The organism is Paenibacillus xerothermodurans (genome assembly GCF_002220865.2).
GTDB classification, from domain to species: domain Bacteria; phylum Bacillota; class Bacilli; order Paenibacillales; family NBRC-103111; genus Paenibacillus_S; species Paenibacillus_S xerothermodurans.
The window spans coordinates 284,404-310,298 of record NZ_NHRJ02000003.1 but is presented as its reverse complement, the minus strand read 5'-3'; the positions used below and the strand labels follow the sequence as shown (position 1 = coordinate 310,298).

At 52.5% G+C, this 25,895-nt stretch carries 26 protein-coding genes; 8 read left to right on the top strand and 18 right to left on the bottom strand.

From position 1 onward, the window contains the following. Nucleotides 1–2: 2 nt before the first annotated feature. Entirely contained in the window at nt 3–464 is a 462-nt protein-coding gene (locus CBW46_RS08840) for a molybdopterin-binding protein (RefSeq protein WP_089199639.1), read from the bottom strand. Between the two features lie 141 nt (nt 465–605). Here CBW46_RS08840 and CBW46_RS22045 point away from each other — a divergent pair, with 141 nt between their 5' ends. Beyond that, nucleotides 606–1,346 (top strand): molybdenum cofactor biosynthesis protein, encoded by a 741-nt coding sequence (locus CBW46_RS22045; RefSeq protein ID WP_089199638.1) that lies wholly within the window; start codon nt 606–608, stop codon nt 1,344–1,346. A 40-nt stretch (nt 1,347–1,386) separates the two neighbouring features. Further along, nucleotides 1,387–2,589 (top strand): ThiF family adenylyltransferase, encoded by a 1,203-nt coding sequence (locus CBW46_RS08830; RefSeq protein ID WP_243633230.1) that lies wholly within the window; start codon nt 1,387–1,389, stop codon nt 2,587–2,589. Between the two features lie 650 nt (nt 2,590–3,239). On the opposite strand, the gene sufB is transcribed toward CBW46_RS08830, so the two are convergent. The 6 genes from sufB to CBW46_RS08800 all read right to left on the bottom strand — a co-directional run bounded on the left by sufB (nt 3,240) and on the right by CBW46_RS08800 (nt 9,225). Continuing rightward, nucleotides 3,240–4,637 carry a Fe-S cluster assembly protein SufB gene (sufB, locus tag CBW46_RS08825; RefSeq protein ID WP_089199637.1) on the bottom strand — a complete coding sequence of 466 codons (1,398 nt, stop codon included), beginning with the start codon at nt 4,635–4,637 and terminating at the stop codon, nt 3,240–3,242. A gap of 25 nt (nt 4,638–4,662) precedes the next feature. Beyond that, the gene (sufU, locus tag CBW46_RS08820) at nt 4,663–5,085 is read right to left on the bottom strand and encodes a Fe-S cluster assembly sulfur transfer protein SufU (protein WP_089199636.1); all 423 of its coding nucleotides are present in this window, start codon (nt 5,083–5,085) and stop codon (nt 4,663–4,665) included. Beyond that, nucleotides 5,072–6,298, bottom strand: coding sequence for a cysteine desulfurase (locus tag CBW46_RS08815; protein ID WP_089199635.1), 1,227 nt, complete (start codon nt 6,296–6,298; stop codon nt 5,072–5,074). The genes sufU and CBW46_RS08815 overlap by 14 nt, the downstream gene beginning before the upstream one ends. Beyond that, nucleotides 6,295–7,608 carry a Fe-S cluster assembly protein SufD gene (gene sufD, locus CBW46_RS08810; RefSeq protein ID WP_089199634.1) on the bottom strand — a complete coding sequence of 438 codons (1,314 nt, stop codon included), beginning with the start codon at nt 7,606–7,608 and terminating at the stop codon, nt 6,295–6,297. Before sufD ends, CBW46_RS08815 begins: the two co-directional genes overlap by 4 nt. Nucleotides 7,609–7,633: 25 nt before the next feature. Then, nucleotides 7,634–8,464: a Fe-S cluster assembly ATPase SufC gene (sufC, locus tag CBW46_RS08805; RefSeq protein WP_089199633.1), complete on the bottom strand. Its 831-nt coding sequence runs from the start codon at nt 8,462–8,464 to the stop codon at nt 7,634–7,636. Nucleotides 8,465–8,646: 182 nt separating this feature from the next. After that, on the bottom strand, nt 8,647–9,225 hold the full coding sequence (locus CBW46_RS08800; protein ID WP_089199632.1) for a DUF1802 family protein: 579 nt from the start codon (nt 9,223–9,225) through the stop codon (nt 8,647–8,649). Between the two features lie 159 nt (nt 9,226–9,384). On the opposite strand from CBW46_RS08800, the gene CBW46_RS08795 reads away from it, so the two are divergent. From CBW46_RS08795 to mtnA, 3 genes are all read left to right on the top strand, one after another. Next, nucleotides 9,385–9,570 (top strand): asparagine synthase, encoded by a 186-nt coding sequence (locus CBW46_RS08795; protein ID WP_089199631.1) that lies wholly within the window; start codon nt 9,385–9,387, stop codon nt 9,568–9,570. Between the two features lie 312 nt (nt 9,571–9,882). Continuing rightward, nucleotides 9,883–11,088, top strand: a complete 1,206-nt coding sequence (gene mtnK / locus CBW46_RS08790) for an S-methyl-5-thioribose kinase (protein WP_089199630.1) — start codon at nt 9,883–9,885, stop codon at nt 11,086–11,088. Between the two features lie 55 nt (nt 11,089–11,143). Next, complete coding sequence (gene mtnA / locus CBW46_RS08785) at nt 11,144–12,226, top strand: S-methyl-5-thioribose-1-phosphate isomerase (RefSeq protein ID WP_089199629.1); 1,083 nt, start codon at nt 11,144–11,146, stop codon at nt 12,224–12,226. 220 nt (nt 12,227–12,446) lie between these two features. On the opposite strand, the gene CBW46_RS08780 is transcribed toward mtnA, so the two are convergent. Next, nucleotides 12,447–13,568 carry a YheC/YheD family endospore coat-associated protein gene (locus CBW46_RS08780; protein WP_089199628.1) on the bottom strand — a complete coding sequence of 374 codons (1,122 nt, stop codon included), beginning with the start codon at nt 13,566–13,568 and terminating at the stop codon, nt 12,447–12,449. A gap of 232 nt (nt 13,569–13,800) precedes the next feature. On the opposite strand from CBW46_RS08780, the gene CBW46_RS21265 reads away from it, so the two are divergent. Then, a complete protein-coding gene (locus CBW46_RS21265) occupies nt 13,801–13,977 on the top strand; it encodes a hypothetical protein (protein WP_165842245.1) in 177 nt (58 codons plus the stop codon). A gap of 228 nt (nt 13,978–14,205) precedes the next feature. Further along, the gene (locus tag CBW46_RS08775) at nt 14,206–15,264 is read left to right on the top strand and encodes a CapA family protein (protein WP_165842244.1); all 1,059 of its coding nucleotides are present in this window, start codon (nt 14,206–14,208) and stop codon (nt 15,262–15,264) included. Nucleotide 15,265: 1 nt separating this feature from the next. Here CBW46_RS08775 and CBW46_RS08770 read toward each other — a convergent pair whose 3' ends face one another. The 10 genes from CBW46_RS08770 to CBW46_RS08725 all read right to left on the bottom strand — a co-directional run bounded on the left by CBW46_RS08770 (nt 15,266) and on the right by CBW46_RS08725 (nt 25,029). After that, entirely contained in the window at nt 15,266–16,333 is a 1,068-nt protein-coding gene (locus tag CBW46_RS08770) for an SIMPL domain-containing protein (protein ID WP_243633229.1), read from the bottom strand. Between the two features lie 327 nt (nt 16,334–16,660). Next, nucleotides 16,661–16,987 carry a PilZ domain-containing protein gene (locus CBW46_RS08765; protein ID WP_089199626.1) on the bottom strand — a complete coding sequence of 109 codons (327 nt, stop codon included), beginning with the start codon at nt 16,985–16,987 and terminating at the stop codon, nt 16,661–16,663. A gap of 410 nt (nt 16,988–17,397) precedes the next feature. Continuing rightward, complete coding sequence (locus tag CBW46_RS08760; protein WP_089199625.1) at nt 17,398–18,315, bottom strand: fumarylacetoacetate hydrolase family protein; 918 nt, start codon at nt 18,313–18,315, stop codon at nt 17,398–17,400. 135 nt (nt 18,316–18,450) lie between these two features. Then, nucleotides 18,451–19,224: an SDR family NAD(P)-dependent oxidoreductase gene (locus CBW46_RS08755; RefSeq protein ID WP_089199624.1), complete on the bottom strand. Its 774-nt coding sequence runs from the start codon at nt 19,222–19,224 to the stop codon at nt 18,451–18,453. 27 nt (nt 19,225–19,251) lie between these two features. Continuing rightward, nucleotides 19,252–20,016, bottom strand: coding sequence for an IclR family transcriptional regulator (locus CBW46_RS08750; protein WP_089199623.1), 765 nt, complete (start codon nt 20,014–20,016; stop codon nt 19,252–19,254). Nucleotides 20,017–20,208: 192 nt separating this feature from the next. Next, nucleotides 20,209–21,309 carry a LutC/YkgG family protein gene (locus CBW46_RS21725; RefSeq protein ID WP_243633228.1) on the bottom strand — a complete coding sequence of 367 codons (1,101 nt, stop codon included), beginning with the start codon at nt 21,307–21,309 and terminating at the stop codon, nt 20,209–20,211. After that, on the bottom strand, nt 21,299–22,882 hold the full coding sequence (locus tag CBW46_RS08740) for a LutB/LldF family L-lactate oxidation iron-sulfur protein (protein ID WP_089199622.1): 1,584 nt from the start codon (nt 22,880–22,882) through the stop codon (nt 21,299–21,301). Before CBW46_RS08740 ends, CBW46_RS21725 begins: the two co-directional genes overlap by 11 nt. Next, nucleotides 22,860–23,609, bottom strand: coding sequence for a (Fe-S)-binding protein (locus tag CBW46_RS08735; RefSeq protein ID WP_089199621.1), 750 nt, complete (start codon nt 23,607–23,609; stop codon nt 22,860–22,862). The genes CBW46_RS08740 and CBW46_RS08735 overlap by 23 nt, the downstream gene beginning before the upstream one ends. A gap of 514 nt (nt 23,610–24,123) precedes the next feature. Continuing rightward, nucleotides 24,124–24,444 (bottom strand): FCD domain-containing protein, encoded by a 321-nt coding sequence (locus CBW46_RS21720; protein WP_089199620.1) that lies wholly within the window; start codon nt 24,442–24,444, stop codon nt 24,124–24,126. A gap of 159 nt (nt 24,445–24,603) precedes the next feature. After that, nucleotides 24,604–25,029 carry a hypothetical protein gene (locus tag CBW46_RS08725; RefSeq protein WP_089199619.1) on the bottom strand — a complete coding sequence of 142 codons (426 nt, stop codon included), beginning with the start codon at nt 25,027–25,029 and terminating at the stop codon, nt 24,604–24,606. 148 nt (nt 25,030–25,177) lie between these two features. On the opposite strand from CBW46_RS08725, the gene CBW46_RS08720 reads away from it, so the two are divergent. Next, complete coding sequence (locus tag CBW46_RS08720) at nt 25,178–25,831, top strand: HAD family hydrolase (RefSeq protein ID WP_089199618.1); 654 nt, start codon at nt 25,178–25,180, stop codon at nt 25,829–25,831. Nucleotides 25,832–25,895 lie beyond the last annotated feature (64 nt).

Sequence of the window (25,895 nt, the reverse complement as noted above, 5' to 3'; positions counted from 1 at the left end):
ATTTACAGCTTGCGTAGTTTTAATTCTTCCACAGATACTTGGTTTTTGAACCCGTATGCTGCCTTCTCCGGTACCTCATGATATCCGAAATGAATATGTATCACACTTTTCACATTGAGACATTCACTGCTGCCGTCCGGAACGTACAACCGGATCGGGTAACCTTTCTCTAGAGAGCTGCCATTCTGCTCATATAAAAAAACAGCTTGATCCAGCTGGTTCCACGGAATCGTCGCCCGGAATTCATCAGCAGCCTCGACGGTCATATGGGTAGGCTCTACTGCTGCGGATGGCACGCCGCGCTCATTGCGCCAAGCCCTGTACCACGCTTTTAAGTCAAACGCCTTGCCTTCGGCGCCAGGCACACGCTCATCTAAATCAACGTGCAGCGGGGCCAGCTTGGTTAGCTCCTCCACCGATATCTCCTGCTTGCCGTTCTGTTCATCATATAATTTGATTTCCATCGTGATACCTCCCCGTGTTCATTGTGCCGCTAGCAAGTAAAGCAACGTCTATTATAACATTAACCCGCCGAAGTATGGTATGCTGTATGGAAAAAGAGCATGAGCTCAGCAAGGCGGAGCTCAACTTATGGAGTGAATGCAATGAAACTGGATATTCATGTTTTCGCCGGACTGGCTGAACAATTCGGCGGTGCTATAGTTCAAATTGAATGGGAAGCATCGACAGCTTTAACCCCTCGGCTGCTCAAGCAGCAGCTCTCTCGACAGTATCCGCAGGCAGCGTCTGCGTTGGAGCAGGCTTTTGTCGCCATAAATCAAAGCTACGCGGACGATGATTCTGTCATCCAGCCCGGCGATGAGGTCGCTATTATCCCACCGGTGTCAGGAGGCCAGCCGGACATGGCTGAGCTGGCGGATACGGTGGAGATGGCGGTTATTACCCACGCACCGATCTCGGTCGAAGCCGTCACCGCAAAGGTGATCCACCCGAACCACGGCGCGGCGCTGTCTTTCATCGGAACGACACGTGAGTGGACGCATGGCCAACGTACCGTTCTGCTGGAATATGAAGCGTACGAGCCGATGGCGATCAAGATGATGCGGCAAATCAGTGAAGAGATCCATGCACGTTGGGATGGTACTCTATGCGCCATAACACACCGGCTGGGACAGGTGGATATCGGGGAGATCAGCGTAGTCATCGCCGTCTCCGCGCCCCATCGGGATGCGGCTTATGAAGCCAGCAGATACGCTATCGAACGGCTGAAGCAGATCGTGCCAATTTGGAAAAAAGAAGTGTGGGAGGACGGCTCCACATGGAAGGGTCATCAGCAAGGGCCCTGGAACCCACTCCTTGATCCCGCACAACCGGATGCAATGTAAACTAAAGTGGAGCCTCGAAGCATAGGAGATGAAATGCAACATGCACCCAACACAACACAATAACGAGTGGGCTGGGGCGGGCGCGTCGTCAAGCGACCACAATCGCCAGTCGACTGAGGCCGCAGTCTCGCCGAGCGAGCAAATGAATTCAACGGCTGATTCCGGCATAGCCGAAATAGAGCAAAATGCTGCACCAACGAGTTCAAGCTTCTCCCCATCCGATCGCTACTCGCGGCAAATCCTGTTTGCCCCTATCGGAGTGGCGGGCCAGGCAAAGCTCACCGAAGCCCGTGTCGCCATCGTCGGCATGGGTGCTCTCGGCACCGTGTTGGCCAACCACATGGTTCGCGCCGGCGTCGGCTTCGTCCGCTTAATCGACCGTGACTTCGTCGAGGCCAGCAATCTTCAGCGGCAAATGCTGTATGACGAAGCAGACGCGTCGGCTTCAGAGCCAAAGGCGATAGCAGCCGCCAAGCGGCTCAAGAAGGCCAACTCGCTGGTCACATTAGAGCCGGTTGTGTCGGATCTCAATCCTACCAACGCCGAGGAGCTGCTCTCCGACGTACAGCTTATTTTGGATGGCACGGACAATTTCAGCGTGCGCTTCCTGATCAATGACGTAAGCCTAAAGCACGGCATCCCGTGGATTTACGGCGGCGCCGTGAGTTCGCGCGGCGTGTCCATGACGGTCGTTCCCGGTGCAACGCCCTGCTTGCGCTGCCTATTTGGGCAGGCGCCGGCTCAAGGAACGACGGAGACCTGCGATACGGCCGGCGTGATCGGGCCGATCATACACACCGTCGCCTCGCACCAAGCGACGGAGGCATTCAAACTGCTGGTGGGTGCTCAGGCTCAGCTGAACCGTAAAATGGTACACTGGGACCTGTGGTACAATCAGCACTCCTCAATTGACGTGAGTCAGGCGCGTAAGGCCGACTGTCCCGCCTGCGGCCAGCATAGATATGACTATCTGGAACAGGAGGTGGCAGAGGACACGATCCAATCGTTGTGCGGCCGCAACTCGGTGCAAATACAGCCCGTGCACAAGCACACGTTTGACCTGTCAGAATGGCAACGAAAATGGGAGCCTCTCGGACGCGTAGAGTTGAATCCATTTCTGCTTAAGCTGCACTTGCATAATGTATTGACACTGGTATTATTCCCCGACGGCCGCTTATTGGTTCAAGGCACCAATGACCCTATCGCCGCCAAAAGTTTATACAGCCGTTACATTGGAATGTAAAGCTCAGTGTATTCCAAGTAATCAGCCCATTCACAGGCGCTCTTGAACATGACAAGTAAAACGAACTTATGCATGAAAATTCAGATATCGCGAAGTGAATCACAACATATACAAGAAGGTGTGGAGATGCAATTCCATACCTTTTTTCTTTTTTGACGAAATTGCGAACCACTTCTGAATTTCATGTTTACAATTTGTATCATCACTGATATTCTTGATAGGGCCAATCTGGTTAATATGCAATATGTCTGCATAAACACTCAACGTACGCGAGGTGAAATGGCTTGAGTTTCCGTCCACAAGCTGTGTCCGGGTGACCGCAGAGGGTCTGACATATTTAATTCACACGGGCGTGATGACTCAGCCGTCGGATGTATGTAAGCCGTTGGTTCAAGTGAAAGACAAGTTGATCAATTTAACTGAAAACCCACAATTGAAAAATTGAAGAGATTTATGCATAAATATTTTGATACTTTTTGTCTCATAAGCCCTTAACTGCGCGCACCCTATACCCAAAAAGGCCCAAGATATGGGTTTATGCAATCACCGCATTACACGGAAACAAAAAACACGGCCTCCCGCTGGAAGCCGTGTTTTTTTACCATTTCTATGAATCAATCCAACGTACTTTTGCCTAGCCGATGAGCGGATTAACCGATAGAACCTTCCATCTCGAATTTGATGAGACGGTTCATTTCCACCGCATATTCCATCGGCAGTTCTTTGGTGAATGGCTCGATGAAGCCCATGACGATCATCTGTGTCGCTTCTGCTTCCGTCAGTCCGCGGCTCATCAGGTAGAACAATTGATCCTCGGACACCTTGGATACGGTAGCTTCATGCTCCAAAGTGATGTTGTCATTCATAATTTCGTTGTAAGGAATAGTGTCCGATGTAGACTCTTTATCCATGATCAACGTATCGCATTTGATGTTGGCTTTGGATCCCTGGGAGTTGCGCCCAAAAGTAGCCAAGCCCCGGTAAGTCACTTTGCCGCCGTGTTTACTGATCGATTTGGACACGATTGTCGATGTCGTATCGGGAGCCAAGTGAGTCATTTTCGCACCTGCGTCTTGATGCTGTCCGCGACCGGCGACCGCGATGGACAATACGCTGCCCTTAGCTCCGCGGCCTTTCAGCACAACAGCCGGATATTTCATTGTCAGCTTGGAACCGATGTTACCGTCAACCCACTCCATTGTTGCATTTTCTTCCGCTACCGCACGCTTGGTGACCAGGTTGTAAATGTTCGGAGCCCAGTTTTGGATCGTAGTGTAACGGGCGCGGGAGTTCTTTCTGCAGACTATCTCAACTACCGCGCTATGCAGAGAGTTAGTGCTGTAGATTGGAGCGGTACAGCCCTCAACGTAGTGTACGAAGCTGTCCTCGTCCGTGATAATCAAAGTACGTTCAAATTGTCCCATGTTCTCGGAATTGATCCGGAAGTAAGCTTGCAGCGGAATTTCCACTTTCACGCCTTTTGGTACATAGATGAAGCTACCGCCGGACCATACCGCACTGTTCAGAGCAGCGAATTTGTTATCGCTTGGAGGAATAACTGTACCAAAATACTCTTTGAAAATTTCCGGATGCTCGCGCAGCGCTGTGTCGGTGTCAGTGAAAATTACACCTTGCTCTTCGAGGTCTTTTTGCATGCTGTGGTAAACAACCTCGGACTCGTACTGCGCGGACACGCCGGCCAAGAACTTCTGCTCCGCTTCAGGTATACCCAGTTTATCGAAGGTTTCCTTAATTTCAGTAGGAACCTCCTCCCAGGTTTTTCCTTGCTTTTCAGATGGCTTAACGTAGTATTGAATGTCATTGAAGTCCAGATCGTCTAGGTTTCCGCCCCAACGAGGCATCGGCATTTTCTCAAACTGCTCGAAGGCCTTCAAACGGAAGTCCAACATCCACTGCGGCTCATTCTTCATTTTGGAAATTTCCGCAACGATTTCACGGTTCAGACCTTTACCGCTTTGGAAAATCGCTTTATGTTCGTCGCGGAAACCATATTTATAAGCTTCCATTTCGGGCATTTTTTTCGCCATGTCAGCCTACCTCCCTTAAATTTTGTTATTTATTCGCCTGCTCTATCCCTTTGCGCAATGCGTTCCAAGGAAGGGTCGCACATTTGATGCGCGCCGGAAACTTGTTCACACCCGAAAGGGCCTCGATATCCTCATACTCGAATTCAACCGGTTCGCCCTTCATAAGGCCGGAAAATTTGTCAGCCATCTCAAGCGCCTCTTCCAACGTCTTGCCCTTGACGGCATCCGTCATCATGGACGCGGATGACATACTGATGGAGCAGCCTTCGCCGATGTACTTCGCCGCTTTCACTTTTCCATCCTCTACCTGCATTTGCAGCTGGATTTTATCCCCGCAGGTCGGATTGTTCAAGTCGATCGTCACCGCTCCATCTTCAAAGGTACCCCTGTTGCGGGGAGATTTATAATGATCCATAATGACTCTGCGGTACAAATCATCCAATTGCATGGCCGAAATACTCCTTTGTTTTTTGTAGGGAAGCGACCAATTTGTCGACCTCTTCCTCTGTATTATACAAATAGAAGCTGGCGCGCGCAGTAGACGAAGCGTTAAGAATACGCATCAGCGGCTGGCAGCAGTGATGTCCGGCCCGGATAGCGATACCATCGGTATCCAGGACGGTCGCAACATCATGTGCATGCACATCGCCAAGGTTGAAAGTAATGAGACCTGCACGGCCGGTGCGAGGACCGTATATCTCCAAGCCCTCGATCTGCGACATCCGGTCCATTGCGTAAGCGGCCAACTGTCTCTCATGACGGTCGATCTCCTCCATGCCGATACTTTGGAGAAAATCAATGGCCGCCCCAAGACCGACAGCACCCGCAATGATCGGCGTGCCGCCCTCAAACTTCCAAGGCAAGTCCTTCCACGTGGAATCATACAGATCCACATGGTCGATCATTTCGCCCCCGAACTCCACGGGCTCCATTTCTTGAAGCAGCGACTTTTTACCGTACAGCGCACCGATGCCGGTCGGACCACACATTTTGTGCCCGGAAAAAGCGTAAAAGTCGCAATCCAGATCCTGCACATCCACCTGCAAATGCGGCGTGCTTTGAGCGCCGTCCACCACCATCTTCGCCCCGTGGCGATGGGCGATAGCCGCGATCTCCTTGATCGGATTCACCACGCCAAGCACATTGGACACATACGTAACGGAAACAACTTTGGTGCGCTCAGTTATGGTTCGTTCCGCATCCGCTAGACTTATCGAACCGTCCTCTTGGAGTGGAATATATTTCAACGTTGCACCGGTGGCTTTGGCTGTCTGCTGCCATGGGATAAGATTGCTGTGATGCTCCATTGCAGTAATGACGATTTCATCGCCTTCGCCGCATACGCTGCGGGCGTATCCGGCAGCGACCAGATTCAGAGCCGACGTCGTGCCGCGGGTGAAAATAATCTCCTCCGTGGACTTCGCATTGATGAATTTGGCCACTTTCTCCCGGGCCCCCTCGTACGCATCGGTCGCGCGGGACCCGAGCGTATGCACACCGCGATGAACGTTAGCGTTATCCGTTTCGTAGTAGTGTTTGATCGCTTCGATAACGGATACCGGCTTTTGAGAGGATGCCGCCGAATCCAGATAAACCAGTGGATGGCCGTTTACTTCCTGTTGCAGGATAGGGAACAGTTGGCGGATCTCTTTTGAGTTCATTGTCCGAGCTTCCTTTCTACAAAGCTTTGCAGTTGGGATTGTAGTTTCTCCATAGGAATCTCCGAGACAACAGGTGCCAAGAAGCCATAAATAACGAGCCGCTGCGCCTCTTCCTTCGAGATACCGCGGGACATCAGGTAGTAAATCTGTTCCGGATTTACTTGACCCACGCTGGCGGCATGTCCGGCTTTCACATCATCCTCATCGATCAGAAGAATTGGGTTGGCGTCGCCGCGAGCTTTCGGACTGAGCATAAGTACTTTTTCCGTCTGTTCTCCGTTCGCGCCGGTGGCTCCCTTTTCAATCTTCGTAATACCGTTGATGATCGCCGTCGCTTCATCCCGCATTACAGCACGCGTGATCATCTCGCTTGTCGATGCTTTACCTACGTGTACAGCACGTGTGGTGACGTTCATTTTCTGCTCGCCGGTACCAACGCAAATCACTTTGGCGTCAGAGTGGGAACCGTTACCTTGCAAAATCGAGGTGGTGTCCGACATCACGTTGCCGTAGTTCATTTCGCCGATGACCCAATTCACGGTCGCATCATTCTCAACGATAGCGCGGCGGTAAGTTAAATCGGTAACAGAAGCATCCAGATTGTGTACGGACGCAAAGTTGACGGTAGCACCCGCTTTAACTACGATCTCTACGACGCCGTTTTGCACCAAGTTCTCCAACTCGCCTTGTGACGCGAAGTTATCTACGTAAGTAACGGATGCATTTTGCTCGGCTACGATCAGTATATGCGGAGAGAAGCTCGCTTCTGCGTTAGCGGTCAAAAACAACGCCTGTACCGGTACTTCCACGCGCACGTCCTTAGGCACATATAAAAATACGCCGCCGCTCCAGAGAGCGGTATTAAGAGCCGTGAGCAGGTTTTCCTCTTTCGCCACTACACTCGCGAAGTAGCTTTTCACAAGATTCGGATGCTTGACAAGCGCATCCTCCAAACTGCTGAAAATCACGCCCTGCTTAGATAATTCATCCGACGCACTGTGATACACTACGCTTGAGTTTCTTTGAACCAACAGGTTCGCGGGCTCACCCTGTCCCTCGTTGCGCAGCAGTGCTTTCGCCGATTCAGGCAGCTCTTCGAGCGAGGATAGCGCAGCTTCCACTTTATGTTGTCCATAAGAACTCAGATTCCAACGGTCAATTCTTGTTTTCTCCAGCTTAGGCAATTCCAACGATCCGGCAAGCTCCAAAGCCTCAACACGCAGGTTGGTCATCCATTCAGGCTCTTGTCTCGAATTCGACAGCTCCACGATGGTTTGACGATCGATGGGAAGAATGGCTTGAGTCGTCATATTTATTCCTCCAATTCGGTGGTCATTAGTATCTTGGTGCTGTCGTGTTCATAGGAACTTGGAATTCGTCGTCTTGGCCCCCAACAGTCTCGTCCACGATGCCAAGCTCTTCTTTGATCCAGTCATAGCCTTCGTTCTCAAGACGCTCGGACAGCTCCGGACCACCGGATTTCACGATACGCCCTTGCATCATCACATGCACAAAATCAGGCTTGATGTAGTTCAGCAAACGCTGATAGTGCGTGATAATCAGGAAGCCGCGATCTTCCGCGCGCATTGCGTTCACGCCTGTCGCTACGATCCGCAGCGCGTCGATATCCAAACCTGAGTCAATCTCGTCCAAAATAACGATACGTGGGTCCAGAAGCATCATTTGTAAAATTTCGTTTCGTTTTTTCTCACCGCCGGAGAAGCCTTCGTTCAAATAACGGTGAATGAACTCCGGATTCATTTCGAGCTCTTTCATCTTGGCTTCCATTTGGCGAATGAATTTGATCAGCGAGATTTCATTGCCTTCTCCGCGGCGTGCGTTCATAGCGCTTCTGAGGAAGTCGGCATTAGTCACGCCTGTGATTTCGCTTGGGTACTGCATGGCCAAAAACAGTCCGGCTCGGCCTCTCTCATCGACAGCCATGTCCAAAACGTCGTCACCGTTCAATGTCACGGAGCCTTCTGTCACTTCATATTTCGGATGTCCCATAATCGCGGATGCCAATGTACTTTTTCCGGTACCGTTTGGTCCCATGATTGCGTGAACTTCGCCGCCTTTTATTTTCAGGCTTAAGCCCTTCAATATTTCTTTACCTTCGACAGTCGCTTTTAAACCGTCTATGATGAACTCCGGTGCATTTGCCATGTCATTGCCTCCAGTATTATATAGTTCAAGTCTAGAATGTTTTCATTCTTAGATAGGAATGATTCTAAACTGATTCTCAGTGATTCTCAATGATAATAATAATATATATTACCCCCAAAAATCAATAAAGTCCCAAATTGCTCGTTATTTCGCACATTTTTGCGTTATTTCCCCCGGCAGGATCAGCGGAGTGCGCTGTGTATCCGTTGTACCGCCAGTTGGAAGGATGCGTCATCCAGCACAGGTTTACGCGCTATGTCGTTCAAACCGTCTGCCTCCAGCTGTATCCATGATTTGCAGCCGGTATACGATGGCAGGATCGGGACGCGCACCGGCTCGACCAGCTCATATACCCGCAGCAGCATGAGGTGTAAAGGCTTGGCTCGCTTCCACTTCAACCGTTCTTCAGCAAACGAATCCGTCCAAATGTGTTCCCCGCTGAGCTTCGCCAGCTGCTCCTGATGCGTGATGAGTATATCTTCGGTCAGTTCCGCGTAGCAGCGGACGGCAGCCTCCGTATCCTCGCGGCTCCAGCCTCGCAAAGTCTCATCAATCCGGTGTGCGAACGCCGGCTGCAGCCACTGCTTCTGTTGATGCTCGTATGTTGGAAACAAAAAGAAGCTCTCACTCTGTATGTGAAACTCTTTTGTTTCCTCCCGGATGCCGCCTTTGCGCATAATTACGATTTGCTGGCCTGTACGCAGCGCTTCGACTGCGACAGCCCATTCTTTTAGCGCCATGGTTTGTGTGTCAACTTTCATCGTCGGCCTCCTCCCCCATTCCATTCAACCACGAGTTGATGAGTTCACACATTGTAATGTACCTCGCCCGGCACATGCAACTGTTCCCAGACATAAAAAACCGTCTCAAATCCGAAGCTAAATCCACGTAATCCCTATTTCCGACAAGGAGGAACAATCATGCGTGAAGGACTGATACCTACCGTGCTGGGCACAGCCGTAACCGCTGCCGGGGTCGCCGCGATGCGGATGAACTACCCGACTGCCGGGGCCGCTGCAGCAGGTTTCGGGCTCGCCCATGTGGTGCTGGGCACGATTGATATGATGCAACACGGTAAACAAATGAAACCTTACAAGCATCCGTAAAACAGTCCGTTCAGCCGGATATATTCCGTTAACCTTATCATACCACATTTTGGCCGCACAGCTTTGGATGATTGTCCCTCGTTCATCGTCTAAATCTCTAACATCCCTTGCCGGCGAGCTGGCTGGAAAAGGGATGTTTTTTGTGCTTCCGCCCCTGGGCCGCATTGCCAGTTCTTATAATACCCGCCGTGTGTCATTTCTAATAGTAATAGAACAAAAAATATCGTTTGTCTCTCATCGTGGTGTTGTAAATAGTCGCAGTTTGCTATACTAGGTTGTGATATTTTTACACGCGTGAGGGAGGACTTGTCGATGACATCATACCATGCTTTAACGGAAGCCGAGGCAATTGCGTATGCCCGCAGCATTCCGAATTTGTTTGCTCCTGACAGCGAGCTCTCGAGCCGTGAGATCGGGGACGGCAATCTGAATCTCGTATTTCATATCTCCGAACCGTCAACCGGCAGGAGTATCATCCTGAAACAAGCTCTTCCTTATGCAAAAGTTGTAGGTGAATCGTGGCCGCTGACGCTGGATCGTGCAAGGATAGAAAGCGAGGCATTGATGATCCATGAGTCGCTGTGTTCCGACCTTGTGCCCCACGTGTGGGCTTTCGAGAAAGAATTGGCGCTCACCGTCATGCAGGATCTAAGTGATCATGTCATTATGCGAAAAGGATTGATGGAGCGCAATCGCTACCCTCTGTTCGCCGAACATATATCGCGGTTTTTGGCTAACGCGCTGTTTTACACCTCCGATCTGGGCAGGAACCAGCAGGAAAAAAAGGAAAGTGTGAAACAGTTTATCAATCCGGAGCTGTGCAAAATTACCGAGGATTTAATCTTCGATGACCCTTATCGTAATGCGGATACGAACAACGTGCCCCCTGCGATTATGGATGCCGTCGAGCATATTTGGAACGACAAGGAACTGCATCTGGAGGTTGCGATTTTGCGCAATAGCTTCCTAACCAACGCTCAGGCGCTGCTGCACGGTGATTTGCATACGGGCAGTATTTTTATCAAACAAGACTCCACTAAAGTGATAGATCCTGAGTTCGCCTTTTATGGACCGATGGGATTTGACATTGGCGCCGTGTTCGCCAACCTGTTATTGAATTTCGCCGCTCAGGAAGGCTGGAGCGCGGACGTGCACTCCCGTGCAGATTACCGCAGCTACTTACTTGCAACGGTGAAAGACATTTGGACACGCTTCGAGGGAGAATTCCGGTCTTTGTGGAACCGATACGGCGTCGACCGCATGTCCAAGACCGACGGGTATCAAGATTGGTACATACAGCAGGTGCTGCGGGACACGTTCGGCTATGCCGGGTGCAAAATGGTCAGACGTGTGCATGGTTTGGCGCAGGTGGCCGATATCAACCAAATCGAGGATGAATCTGCCAAGGAGCGTGCACAGCGGATTTCTCTGCAGCTTGGAACTTCCCTGATCAAGCATCACCGGCGTGCCGTAACCATAGATGAAATGTTGGAGCTGGCTGACAAAGCGATTAATTAACGCGATAAAATACACAAGCGGGATCTACGCCTGTTTGGCAAAGGAGAGCCGAACCATGGATAATATAGATAACCAAGCGGCGGCGAGCTGGCTGCAGTCGGTACGTTGGAATTCTGCAGAAAATCAGTTGGATTTGCTGGATCAGCGGCTGCTGCCGGAGAGTATAGTGTACCTGCCGCTAACAACCTCCGAACAGGTATGGGACGCTATCAAGCAGCTTGCGGTACGCGGGGCGCCGGCGATCGGAATCACGGCGGCGTTCGGTGTGTACCTGGGCGTGCGCGATGTCACGGGCAGCCGAGAGAAGCTGCTTGATGCTGTGGCCAAGCAGTGTGAATATTTAGCAACGTCGCGCCCGACGGCGGTGAATTTGTTCTGGGCGCTGGACCGTATGAAACAGCGCGCTGTCGTGTTGGCTGCGGAAGGCGGCGAGCCGGAAGCGATGAAACAGGCGCTTCTGGATGAGGCAAGGCTCATACAGAGCGAGGATGAGCAGACGTGCCGACTTATCGGCGAGCACGCTCTGGCTTTGTTCGAGGACGGTATGGGCGTCCTCACGCACTGCAATGCCGGCGGGCTGGCTACAGCCCGCTACGGCACGGCCACCGCGCCGATGTACCTGGCGCAGGAGCGCGGCATACAACTGAAGGTGTATGCCGATGAGACGCGGCCGGTGCTGCAAGGCGCGCGCCTCACCGCGTTCGAGCTGCAGCAGGCCGGGGTCGACGTGACGCTGATCTGCGACAATATGTCGGGCGCCGTGATGAGCAAAGGCTGGGTGCAAGCGGCCATCGTAGGCACCGACCGCGTTGCCGCAAACGGAGATGTCGCCAACAAGATCGGCACATACAGTGTTGCAGTGTTGGCTAAAGCGCACGGAATCCCGTTTTACGTAGCGTGCCCAATGTCCTCCATCGACTTGAGCACGCCAACCGGAGCGGACATTCCGATTGAAGAGCGCCATGAAGATGAAATCACTCAAGGATTCGGTAAACGCACTGCGCCGCAGGGTGTGAAGGTGTTCAACCCCGCGTTCGACATCACTCCTAATGAGTACGTCACAGCAATCATTACTGAAAAAGGCGTGATCCGCGCGCCTTATCAAGATAATTTGAAGAAATTGTTCACGGAAGAATGATAAATCACACAAAAAATCGACCCTCCGACCGGAGAGGTCGATTTTTCTATAGCTGCTGCCTTCGGCAGGTGTGGCTCACTGTGGTTGAGATTGGATACCGCCACTCGTAGGCGCTAGAGCCGACTGTGCTGTGTGGGGCGCGGCGAGATAAGCGGCGAACCCAGCGGCTTCTGCCCCGCACAGAGCCCCGGGAGTAGTCAGTTCGCCGCCACTCGTTGGCCTAGCGCGGACTGTGCTGTCTACGACTGCCCGCCAGATGCGCGGCGAAGCCTGCAGTCAAATCCGTGGCGCGACGCAGCATGTCGGAAGTCAACAGATCGCGTCCCGGCACTACGTTGAAGTCCAGAAGATAAATCCCCCGGGGGCTGTCAACCCCCACGTCAACTCCCATATGGCTTAACGTGGGCCGGTACCTCGTCAGGTGCTCGGCCGCCAGCAGCGCGGGAGTCTGCAGTTCGGCAGCGCTTGGCAGTGGTGTGTGCGTTCGCCGGGCCCATCGTTCGAGCTTTTCCCACGTAGTCTTCGAGCCGCCTGCGTGGCTGTTCGTCACCATCGATCCCGGCCTCCCCAGCTTCGGCCTGATGCCCACGCATTGCCACTTGCCGTCAGCCCCGCGGTGGAGAACTACTCGAAAATCTATCTTTCGCTCCCCTTTTTTTAACAGGTCCAGCCCTTGTTGAATAAGATATCGCCGTTTTTTGAGCAGCCGGCCTGCGAACGATTGAAACTTGCTCAGCGAACATTTTCGTAATAAGGACCTTCCGCCGCGAAATTTATCGGACTTCACCCGGACCCGATTGCCGTTAAGCAGCCGCACTTCAATGATTCCCCGCCCTTGGTATCCGTCGATCGGTTTGAGGTACGCGGTGCGATGCTCCTTTAGGAAGCTCGTTACATCGGCACGGGTTCCCGCCACCCTGCCTTTGGGCAAATATTGCGCAATGCTAGGCTCGTGGCTCAGGATCGTTTGCAGATCCGCCTTATTGAAAAAAACCGGGTTAAACACGGGCACACCAAGTCCGGCAAATGTTCGTTTCACCCGTTTTGCCCTTGCGCGGACGGCCTTCGGATCCATCGGATAGTTTTCATAAACAACATCAGGCAGCGGATGCCACTGGCGTGTCCACGCGGACATCCCATCGGAAGATGTGCTGGACCAGGCATGCACCTTGTTTTCATGGAAATCCACGTCTTCCGCCCGAAAGAACAGAACCTGTAAACCGTGCCTTCGACCCGCGGAATGCAAGAGTCTCCATGTCACCCTTGGAACATAAGATGCACCCGCCGGTGAGCGTGTTCCGCGCGCGGGGAAGGCCGTCTGCAGAATGCCGAATCGTTTCATAATTGAGTCTCGCCTCCTACCCTTAAGGTATTAAAGTGGGCCGGGGCATGTTCCTAAACAACGATGGAGTGTATGACAGGGGCAGTGTCGTGCGTGAGCTGCGGCGCTGTAAAAGAGGGCACGGCGGCACGTACGATAGGCAGTGCCAACGTTGCTACAAGCCAACGGCTAGAAGCCGGGCTAGCCGGGTGGAGCGCGGCATAGTGCCGCAGTTGGCGCAGGGCAAGTGCCGATGTTGCTGCAACGGGAAGACGCCGAGGTAACACGTTCCGGAACGCCAGCATTAGTGCCGCAGTTGGCGCAGGGCAGTGCCAACGTTGCTGCAGGCCAACGGCTAGAAGCCGGGCTAGCCGGGTGGAGCGCCAGCGTGGTGCCGCAGTTGCCGCACAACGCCCAGACGCCGAGCTAGCACGTACAGAACGCCAGCATTAGTGCCGCAGTTGGCGCAGGGCAACCGAGACACCGAGACAGCCCGCGACCGCGGCAGCGTAAGTCCGGGGCTGCCACTACGCTCGTAGGCGCACCAGTGAAGACCAGACGTACGGCAGTGGCACGAGTGTGCATGCCTATTATCGTGTCAAAGCATTCCTAGTCCACATAACCTAACTATGATGAAACTACGGAAGGAATGGATGCCATGCCAATCGAGGTAACGGTCTCTGCCGTTGGAGATATTATGATGAAGAACAAGCTCATTCTCTCCGCGCAACTGCCAGAGAGCCAACAGTTTGATTTTGACGGGATGTTCGAAGAGGTAGCTCCTGTGCTGCGCAGCGCGGACCTAACGATCGGCAATCTTGAAACCACATTTGCCGGAACCGATGATACGACCTCGTTCATGCGCCAACCGAGGAATCCGAAAACCCGATATCCCCTGTTCAACTGCCCGGATGACCTTGCGCCGGCCCTGAAACGAGCGGGTTTTGACGTGCTTACTACTGCGAACAATCATTGTATGGATTACGGGATCGCCGCGCTGCAACGAACGTTAAACATACTGGACCAGAATGACATTGCGCACACCGGGACATTCCGCACACTGCAAGAATCGAAGCAGCTGCTGATCAAAGATGTAAAAGGCATTAAAATCGGCGTATTGGCATACACGCTGGGCACGAACTCAATTCGGGTAAAGCAAAAACAACAATGGGCGGTCAACCGCATCCGTGCAGAGCAAATCACAAATGACCTGCGTCGATTGAAAAAAAAGACGGATTTTGTTATTGTCAGCATGCATTTTGGCAGAGAGTACGAACTCCAGCCGAGCAGCCGGCAAAAACGTCTTGTCCGTATGCTGTTCAAGCATGGGGCGAACATGGTACTTGGCGCACACCCGCATGTGATTCAACCTGCTATATTTACCTCGGTCAGAGATGTCGAAGGGGTTCGAAAAAAACGGTTCGCCATCTATTCCCTGGGCAATTTCATTACCACAAGGCTGAAACGCAACAATCATACGAAAAATGGCGTCATCGCACAATTCACGTTGGCAAAAGACGACCGGGGGGAGGTTGAAATTTCAAGCGTGGAATTTGTCCCCACGTGGGTGAAGGAAGCACAGACTCACAACGGAGCTAAATATCAGATCGTACCGCTGGGCGAGGCGGTCGATAATCCAACGGACATTGAGACGGAGGAACTCCTGACCATGCATGCAATTCACACGCAGGTAGCTGAGCGGTTGGCTTTAAAATAGATTAGAAATAAGAATACTCTGCTCTCACAGCGGCAGTGATTTTCAGTTCACCAGGCTGGATGGGAGTGACGTCCGCCTGCGCATAAAGTGTCGCCTGGTATGGCACGGGCGGGCGCAATCGCTCAACTTCCCTCACCCGATATGGCACTCTGTTAAGGGTCACGGCTAAGGCGTTCGCGATGGCCGCGGCCTTTTGTCGGGCGTTCATGATGGCTGACATTAAAGCCTGATTGTAAAACAGTTCCGGCTGAGTGACAGTGAATTGGATGTTAGCCACATAATTAGCACCTGCATTCACTGCCGTATCCACAATAACGCCACTGCGCTCGACTTGATTGCTAGTCATTTGGATCAGATGCGTCACTCTATATGCCCGAAACGTTTGTGTGCCATCCTCATAGGTGTACTGTGGTTCAATGCTGTATTGGACGGTTTGCATCTGCTCTGCGGGGACGCCAAGTCCTCTCAGCGCATTAACTATGTTGTTGATGGCGGCGGTGTTTTGCGATTGGGCCGTGGCAAGATTAACGCTTTCTGTGATTGCGCCCAGTTGGATCGTGGCTTGATCGGGAGTTGCGTAAACCGTGCCTTCCCCCATTACCTCAAGCATGCGCCGTTTAATAGAATCGTGCCGGGGGATCGCGATATCTGCCGTGGGCTGCCCGCTTTTATCTAGTCCGGCAGTCTCCGTCGGTGAGATAAAGCGCGGAATTTGATCTGGTCCCCTAGTCTCGATTGGTGCCATATAGCGTGAAATTTGATCTTGTCCTTTGGTCTCCGTCGGCGAGAGAAAGCGCGGAATTTGATCGCGTCCCCTAGTCTCGATTGGTGCCATATAGCGTGAAATTTGATCTTGTCCTCTAGTCTCGATTGGTGCCATATAGCGTGAAATTTGATCTTGTCCTCGAGTCTCCGTTGGTGCGCCATAGCGTGTATACTCATGCACGTGGGCAGCCGCCATAGGTGCAAAGTAGTGTTTGCTGTTAGCCCAATGAGAGGTGAGCGCCTGGTGCGCACCGCGTGGAGTACTGCCCAGGGGTGCGGACGGATACGCTGCACTGTAGTACATATGCCAACCACCTCGCTTATCGTTCGATACTATAAGTGTATTTGCGCTGCATGGGTATCATGCTTGTGATCGCACCATTATTCGCGTTTAGGCGAGCGACACACATTATAAACGAACACGCCGAACAAGCTATACGAGCCCGCACACACCTCGGTAAACGTGAAAACGAGTGGCTTACTGCTGCTTGTCACATGACACTGGGCTGCTTCGGCTACGTACGCAGGAGAACGAGGCCTGCCTGATCACACGGCCGTGCACACGCCTATGCGAAAAAAAGCCGGAGGGAACATTCTCCCACGGGCTGTTTTCTACACCAGCATTAATCGTTTAAACTGCTGCATCATAGTAAAGTTTGTTCAAATCGTTTTTGGCGATCCGATGGATATCACAGCCATAGCGTATTGTTTTCTCCATGATATGCGCGTAACGAACGATTAGCTGCAGACGAACACTCTCGTCATCGCAAAAAATGGTCGTTTCATACACTTCGTTCATTTTTATAGCAAAATCATCTATTTCAAACCCAATCCCCACACGGCTGACATCTGTTATACGTACCACTCTGGTCTTGAAATCATCGCTTATCGTTCCGCATGTGTTAAGCCTAAAGCTTTGAATCGGCTCCTGATCTTGCCCGAAGCCATCATCATACACTTTGTCAGGTTGCGTATCCTATTTGCAAAATCTCCGAATCCGCCGGAACCACAATCAGCTTGGTATCGTGGACATGAAGAACAACACCGTGTACACGCCGTTGATAGTCGAAGCACAGTACTTTTTCACCACAAGTGAACGCAGCCGGACTTAGGAGTTCGATTTCCATAAAATCAAGTTCATAGCAACCCGGCCGTGCAACACTTTTCCATCGCTGAATATTTGAATCTCTTTCAAAAAGACACCTCCTAAAAACTATACCTCGACTATAAGCGAGAAACTTTTAAAAAGTTTCAGACGGATATTAGGAGATTATTAGGCTCTTGACGGAAAGTTCGGCCAACATGAAGGTATGAAAAAGTAAGCCCCTCGCGAGGGACTTACTCGGTATAAAGCACAGGCTGCAGCCCTTACGCCTTTTCCGCAACCATGCGATTGGTCAGCGAGCCTAGCTTGTCGATTTCGATTGTGACAACGTCTCCATCCTTTAAATAAACCTGCTGCTCAGGCGGCAAGCCAAGCACTACCCCTTCGGGCGTCCCAGTCAAAATCATGTCCCCCGGAACCAGAGTCATGTGCTGCGAAACATAGCTTACGATTTCATCACAGTGGAAAATCATGTCCGATGTGTTGGAATTCTGGCGAACTTCGCCGTTTACAATCGAGCGGATGGCAAGGCTGTTCGGATCACCGACTTCATCGGCGGTTACCAGGTAGGGGCCGACCGGACAGAAACCGTCCAATGTTTTGCCTAGGAGCCATTGCTGTGTGCGCAATTGCAGGTCACGGGCCGAAAGATCGTTAACGTTAGTGTAACCGAATACATAACTCAGCGCTTCTTCCTTGGAAACATACTTCGCCGGCTTGCCGATAACAATGGCCAATTCCGCCTCATAGTCAACCTTCTCCGTTACTCTGACGGGCAGCGGCACATCCGCGCCGTGGCTTGTGATCGAGTTCGCAAATTTGTTAAATAGAATCGGATATTCCGGGATGGCCGCACCTGTCTCCTCGGCGTGCTTGCGATAATTCAAGCCGATGCAGATGATTTTGCTGGGACTTGGGACGCTCGGTCCGATCGCTAAGTCCGACTCGCTCAGGAGGACACCTTGGTTGTTCGAAGACGCAGACAGTACTTGGTCAACGTAAGATTGCAATGCCGCTGTCGCTGCCTCACCGCCTTCAATTACGGCATGCATGTTCTGTGGCACGGATTCGCCCGCGGCCGGTTTGATGTTTTGCAAAGCTTGAGAGATATGTATAACAGCTTGCTCGGTCTTAACGCCTAATTTTTGTTCGCCGTTTTCCATGAATGTAAGAAGTTTCACAATTCCAACCTCCAGTATGATTAGGTATGGTCAATGCAATGCGATAGCTACGCGGGTAAGGCTGAGACATACTTGGACCTTCTGCCGACGGTCAATTTCTAGGCTGCTGTTGTGTCGACCGACAGCTGAGTCCTGCTACGCGTTTTTGCCAAACACAGCGCCGCCATCAATGTACAGCGGAGAGCCCATCATAAAGCTCGATTCATCGGAGGCAAGGAATAGTGCCGCCCTCGCAACATCCTCCGGCCGGCCAAGATCACCGCTCAACTGACGCTTTTTCAACCCTTCGATCGCTTCCTCCGGATCGTCGTAGGAGGTGCGGAGGTAGTTTTCAACAAACGGAGTCATAATTGTGCCCGGCAGAAGCGCGTTAACCCGGATTTTATACTGCGCGTAATCCACCTGCATTTGCTTCGTCAGGGCGAGCACCGCGCCCTTGGTAGCCGCATAAGAGGCCCTGCGTGCCAAGCCTATCTCCGCAATGCACGAAGACATGTTGATGATCGCGCCCGCCCGCCGCTCCATCATATGAGGAAGCACATATTTGCACGGTAAAAACACGCCGCGGACATTGACATTCACCACGCGGTCCCATGCGTCGGGCTCCACTTCATGCAGTGCACCGACGCCGCTGATGCCCGCATTATTGAATAAAATATCGATGCGCCCGAACTGTGCGATAACTTGATCGACCAATGCTTGCACCGAAGCCGGGTCGGTGACGTCGGCTTGAACGAATACGGCACTGCCGCCAGCCTGCTTGATGAGTTCAACGGTTTCTTGTCCCTTCTCCGCCTGCAGGTCGTTTACGACCACCGTCGCGCCCTCCTGCGCGAACAAGAGCGCCGAGCTTTGCCCAATGCCGGAACCGGAACCGGTAATCACAGCGATTTTGTTGTTCAGTCTCATACCTTCACGTCCTTCTGTAGAATGGCGTTACTCTAAATTTCGAGCGCTATGCGACAGCCTCGCAGCCAAGGCGCATATCTCCTGCTGTGCCATCTCCCTCTTGCGCTCCCACTCGTGCTGGAACATCGAACAGCTGATGGCCGCTATAACCGTACCCTCCGCGTCCAGGATGGGCGCGGCCACACAACAAAAGCCCATCACCGCCTCCTGCAGGTCAACCGCATAGCCGTCAGCGCGTGTCTGTGCGAGCTGCACCTGGAGTTCGGCCAGACTGTGTATTGTATGGGGCGTAATTTGCGGTTCCAGACGTTCGGCGGGGTAGAGGGCTTCCAATTTCTCAGGCTCAATCCAGGCGAGCATGGCTTTCCCCAGAGCAGTCGAATGCGCGGGAAGCTTCATCCCCGGCTCTGATGCGAGACGGACGGGGGAGGGAATCTCCTCCTTGGCTAAGTAAAGCACCTCACGCTGTTCGAGCTTGGCAAGTTGGATCGTTTCCTCGATCTTATGCTTGACCAGAGATGCTTCCTTACGGAACCGGTCAATCAAGCTGAATTGCTTGAAAAAAGCGTTTCCAAAAAAGCCGAGCTTGGATCCCAAGCAATAGGTGCCCTCGGGCTCGCGCACCACCCAATCCAGCGCCTCCATCGTGTTCAACAATGAAAACATGGAGCTTTTGTTAATACCGAGCTGCTTGGATAGCTCTACCAGCTTCAGCTGGGATGGGCGCTGCAGAATAGCTTGCAGCACATCGTCAGCTTTGCCCAAAGCCGGTACCCAATACTTCTTCTCCATTGCTGTCCTCCTGCGTTGGGTCAAAACTGATGGTTTACTATAATAAACCCAGGTTTTGTATAATCACCTGGTCTCATCGTAACATTGCAAAAATTACCTGTCAATGCGGAATTTGCCGAAGAGAGGGAAGCCGCTCCCGCAGCCATCCCTGTGCGGTTACGGGAGGGCCTCCCTCGTCATCCGCGTAGATCTCTATCTAATAATCACTGCATATACCTTGCCCGGTCCGTGGATGCCGATCGTCAGGTCGTTTTCGATGTCGGCGCTGCGGCTGGGACCGGTGATGAGGTTTAGCGATGACGGGTACTGCCGGGCGTCGGCTTTATTGGCTGTGACCTGCGCGAAAGCCTCGCCCATGCGTGTAACGAGCTGATCCGCGCGGAACACGGCGAATAGGATGTCCGTCAGCAGGCTCACGCTGCGCCCCTGCTGGGGCGAGCATTGCAGCACGAGCGTGCCCGTGTTGGCCACGGCAAAGTCCGGCCATACGATGCCAAGCTGACAGCGCTCAGTTTGCCGCAGCAGCTCGCTGCGCTGCGCCCAACGCGAGCCGGCAGCCGTGTCCTCGGCCTCCGCCGTGAGTGCAGCCGCCGCTGTGGCGGCCATCGCGGGCTCCACGTCGGCATCGGAGGCCGCACGGATGGCAGCGTCCGGCGCGGCAGCCGCGCGGATGTGCGGCGCCGTGCGAACCACGCCGGCCTCGCGCGGTGCAGCGTCGGCAGCTGTGGCGGCCTCCGCGCCGGCCGCGGCCCGGCCGTGGGCAGCATGCGCGCCTGCGCCGTCGTCGGCGGCTTGAGCCGCAGCTGCCCAATCGGCTGCATCAGCAGCCGATTGCACGCCCGACGGCTCAGCCGCTGTCCGGGCACCGGCCGCCGCGTCACCGCCGCGCAGCTCGCCCGCCGAGCCGGCTTCGGAAGCCTGCTTCCACGGCACGACCTCGATGCCGGCAGCGGCCAGAGCCCGGTCAATACCGAGCATGGCCAGGCCTTCATGCTCCCACCGGGCTGCATGACGAATCTGCAGCTCAGCGGCCATGCGCTGCAGCCAGCTGCCGATCTCAGCCTCAGCATTAGCCGCGTCGACTACCAACACCTGGCCCGTCAGCGCCGACCAGTTATCGACGAACAGTTGTATCTTCTCATCATCGCCGTGTTTAATTTGTTTGTAAAAATCCGGCGCACCCCGAAACGGATGTTGAGGCGGCGCAGCGAGCGGCGCTGTACGCCCCAAGCGGGACGCGATGTTTCGGATGAACGCCTCACGGCCGCGCATTTGTCCTTGCTTAATACTCATCCGTGTCACCCCGCTTTTGCGTGTTCGGCTTCGGCGCCGCAGACGCTGCCGCTGTCTCGTCCGCTGCTCCGCTGCCGTGCGGCTGGGATGCACCCGCGTGCATCGGTGGCTTGGCCGGATCACTGCTTGACAACGCCAGTTCCTGATGCAGAGATGCCCAGCGTTCACGGAATGACTGCTTCGGCTTCATCGGGAAGAAGCGGGATTGCGTCCAGCCGGCCATTGGACCCGGCCCGCTCTTAATAAAGCCTTTGCTAACAAAAGGCTTCTGCAAATAGTAGGCGGACTTTGTCGCCACTTTGTAGAGCTTGACATTCCCAAACGCAGTTTGGAATGTCTTGAACGCGACACGCTCGGCAAGCGGGGTCAGCCCCAGCTTCACCTTGCGCGCGCGCAGCTGCACTAGCATGTCGTGCAGCGGGATCTTGACCGGGCATGCTTCGTAGCATGCCCCGCACAGGCTGGAAGCGTAGGCCAATTGGCCCGCTTCCTTCATGTCCTGCTGCAGCAGCGGTGTCAATACGGCCCCGATGGGTCCGCTGTATACGCTGCCGTAGGTGTGCCCGCCCACGTGCCGGTACACGGGGCATACGTTGAGGCACGCTGCACAGCGGATACAGTGCAGCACTTCTTGGAACACAGGATCGCCAAGCTGAGCCGAACGCCCATTATCAAGTATGATCAAATGCAGCTCTTCCGGGCCGTCCAGTTCTCCTTCTCGGCGAGGTCCCGTGATCATCGACGTATATGTCGTGAGCTTTTGACCTGTCGCGCTGCGTGCAAGTAAATTCAAAACGACCTCAAGATCGTCGAAGGTCGGCACGAGCCGCTCCATGCCCATAATTACAACATGGGATTGTGGAATCGTGCTCACCATCCGGCCGTTGCCTTCGTTGGAGACCAGCGTGATGGAGCCCGACTCCGCTACGCCGAAATTGCAGCCGGTCAGACCGATATCCGCTTCAAGAAAGTAGTTTCGCAGCCTTTGCTTGGCAAAATTGGCCAATACCTTCGTCTCAGGCTCGAACGACTCACCGGACTCTTCATTGAACAGCTCAGCGATTTGCTGCTTATTCTTATGTATCGCCGGGATAATCAGATGAGACGGTGTTTCTTTTGCCAGCTGTAAAATATATTCGCCTAAATCCGTTTCTATCGCTTCGATCCCGCGCTGCTCCAAATGATGGTTGAGGTGAATTTCCTCGGATACCATCGACTTTCCTTTCGCGACCAGCTTGGCCTTGCGTTTTTCCGCAATCTCCATGAACGTTGCAACCGCTTCCGCTGCAGTTTGACAAAAATACACGTTCCCACCTGCTTTAACCACATTGTCCGTGAACTGTGTGAGATAATAGTCCAGATTTTCTATGACATGCTTGCGAATTTGACGTCCGCGCTCGCGCCAATCTTCCCAGTGGCCAAAGTCACCGGCGGCCTTGAGCTTTCCCGTTTTCAGCTTGTCTGTCGTAAAAGCCACGGCCTTACGAAGAAAATCGTCGGCCAATGCCTCCTCAGTCCGCTGCTTTAAGCCGGTGCCGATCAAATGCTTGTCACTTACCGCTTGCTGACTCACCGCGTCGCACCCCTTCCTCTAACAGCTGTGCAAGATGCATCACGCGGATCGGCTGCTGATCTTTATTAAGGCGTCCACCGATATTCATCAAGCATCCCATGTCCGTGCCTACCAGAGCTGTCGCTCCCGTCGAGCAGACATGCGCCGCTTTCTCACAGACCATCGCCTCCGACATATCCGCCATCTTCACCGCAAATGTACCGCCAAAGCCGCAACAGTCCTCCTTCTTCGGCAGCTCGATCAACTGCAGCCCTTCCACCTCCGAGAGCAGCTCCAGTGGCTCATCCTTCACGCCCAGCAGCCGCATCGCATGGCAGGACGGGTGATAGGTGACCCTTTCATCGGACACCGCACCCAGATCCTTCACCCCCAGCACGTTGACCATAAACTGGGAAAACTCATACGTCTTGGCGACTAGCTGCTCCGCTTTGAAGCGCCATTCCGGCTCATCGGCAAACAGCTGCGGATAATAATGGTGCACCATACCGGTACACGAGCCGGACGGTGACACCACATAGTCGCTGTGCTCGAATGCACGGATCATCCCGCGTGCAACTTCGCGCGCCTCGTCCTGATAGCCGCTGTTAAAAGCGGGCTGGCCGCAGCATGTCTGCAATTCCGGAAAATCGACCTCACAACCATGCCTATGCAGCAGCCTGACAACGCTTTCTCCAACGTCCGGATACAATTGGTCTGCCAGACACGTGATAAACAAGGAGACTCGCATGTTTTTTCCTCCAATATGTAAATTAAACCATGCATTCTAGTTATCAGGTTATCAGATAAGTTGTTGTTTGAAAAGCCCAAGAGAATGAGATTGCAAGACGATTCGTCTAGCCAGATGGCCGGCGCAAAACATACGAAGGCCCCCGCCTATTACCTAAATAAACGGAGACCTTCATTTCTCAATTCTATTCAATTTTCAATTCGCAGCTCCAATCATAACCCATCCAAAAATCAAGGGTTGAAATGTCGTGCTTTGTATTGCTATTGGATCCCCACATGCCCAGAATGCAAGCATGCTTCGCTAACCTACTCCATCGGACTATCCCCTTTCTTTTACATAATCATTATTTACATTCGGTTACTAGGGATTCAGATTTTGTATGGTACGTTGTCCTGCCGGGAGGATCAATGTCGCACCCAAAAGCCCTAGACCGAAACTTGTAAACTCGGTGATTCTGAAAAGTGTGGTAAGGTGGTTGTCCTGTTTGTTAAGTTTATATTAATAAATATTTGTATTATTGTAAATATTCAGAATATTCGAAAATAGGGCATGATCTACCGACCATCAGGCATAGGCTGTATAAACCGCCCTCATTTTCCCTATTTCTCCATTTTCCTAACGATTTGATCACTTTAAAAATTGTAGCAGCACCTGCTCGACGTGAAACAAATCTCATTGCCTGTTGAGCGGCCTCCGCGTTCTGAGCGTGTATTGCTTCGAATACCGACTTATGCTCTTCCCACAGCTGCTTCGATACCATCGCATCGGAGTACATTTGCAGCCTCCGAGTCTCCCCAATCGCCGTCTGCATTTGGGTGGAAATCGAATCTATCATACGTATAGCCTCGCGGTACGTTTTTTCACTACCTCTAAGCAATGACCGCTAAACATTATTAGCGGTCATCAATTCTGCCTTTTACATCTGCTAAGGTCATCAAGAACGCACGAATAGGTGTCCGCTAATGCTTAGTGTATAACCGTCAAATTGTTGCCGCTACCCTGGTAGCTTATAATCCAGATCAGATCCATAAGATTTAATTAGCCAAGAATCATTTTGTTTAACTAATATTAATGTATCAGTATCGTTGTGTTTTTCGTTATTTCTAAGACTGGTCACGGATACTTTTACTTTCTTTTCCGATTCAGATATTGTTTTAATTTCCCTTATTTTAACGTCTTGAACATCCCCATACCAGATCCTTACGTTTATGACCATTTGTGGGTTATTGTCTAAAAATAATGGGGCAATGGTTCCATAATCCTCTGTTTTAAATGCCTGATAGAATTTTTCAATAATGACCCGTTGTGGAATGTTGCTCTTAGAATTTGGATTATTATGAAGAAAAAAATAGTAAAAGGAAATCAAACAGACTACTAAAATCACAACAAAATAAATTACCCGTTTTTTAGTGAAACTCAAAATGTCACCCCCACAGATATTAAAGCACGTAGTATTCCTCATACAAGGCCGCTGGGGCCCATCCCAACACTGATTCACCAGCAGGTACCCCTGCAGAAAACCCTGCATAACCCTGCAAAAACCATTTCACTTGACTGGGAGGTGCAGTATGGCACACCGCCTGTACGATGGAATTATATTCGACATGGACAATACGCTGCTGAGATCTAACATTGATTTCGCGGAGATGAAGCTAGAGATTTTTCGATACTTAGTGGAGCGCCGCGTGCTCCCGGCCGACATGCCCATTAAAGAGCATACAACGGCCACACTGATCGAGCACGCTAAGCAGCTTCGCCTGGCTCCTGAACTGGAACGAGATGTATGGGCTATCGCAGCGAAACATGAGCTTGCCGGCATGAAGGAAGCAGGGTTGGAGCGCGGCGCAGCCCCTTTTCTTGCCTCGTTAAGCGGTGAATTCACGCTGACGGTCGTGACCAATATCTCTCACGCGGCCGCTCTGCAGGCGCTGGAGCAGACCGGGCTGGCACATTTCTTCGACATTATCGCAGGCAGAGAACAGATGGCAGCGCTAAAGCCCTCGCCGTCCGGCTTTCATTATGTAATGGAGCGCTGTCGCGCCGTGCGGCATGATCGGTGGATTTCCGTGGGAGATGCCTGGATTGACGGCAAGGCTGCCAATGCGGCTGGCATCCCATTTCTGAGCTACCAGACAGAACCGGCTGTTATGACCAGCAGAGGCGTCGATAGTCTAGGAACAATCCTGGAAATATCCGAAATGAAAAATTTCTTGTTTCAATAGCCTGCCGCCACGGCGGGTGATGCTGCCACAAATTGGATTAACGTCGAGTGATAAAGCGGGAAGA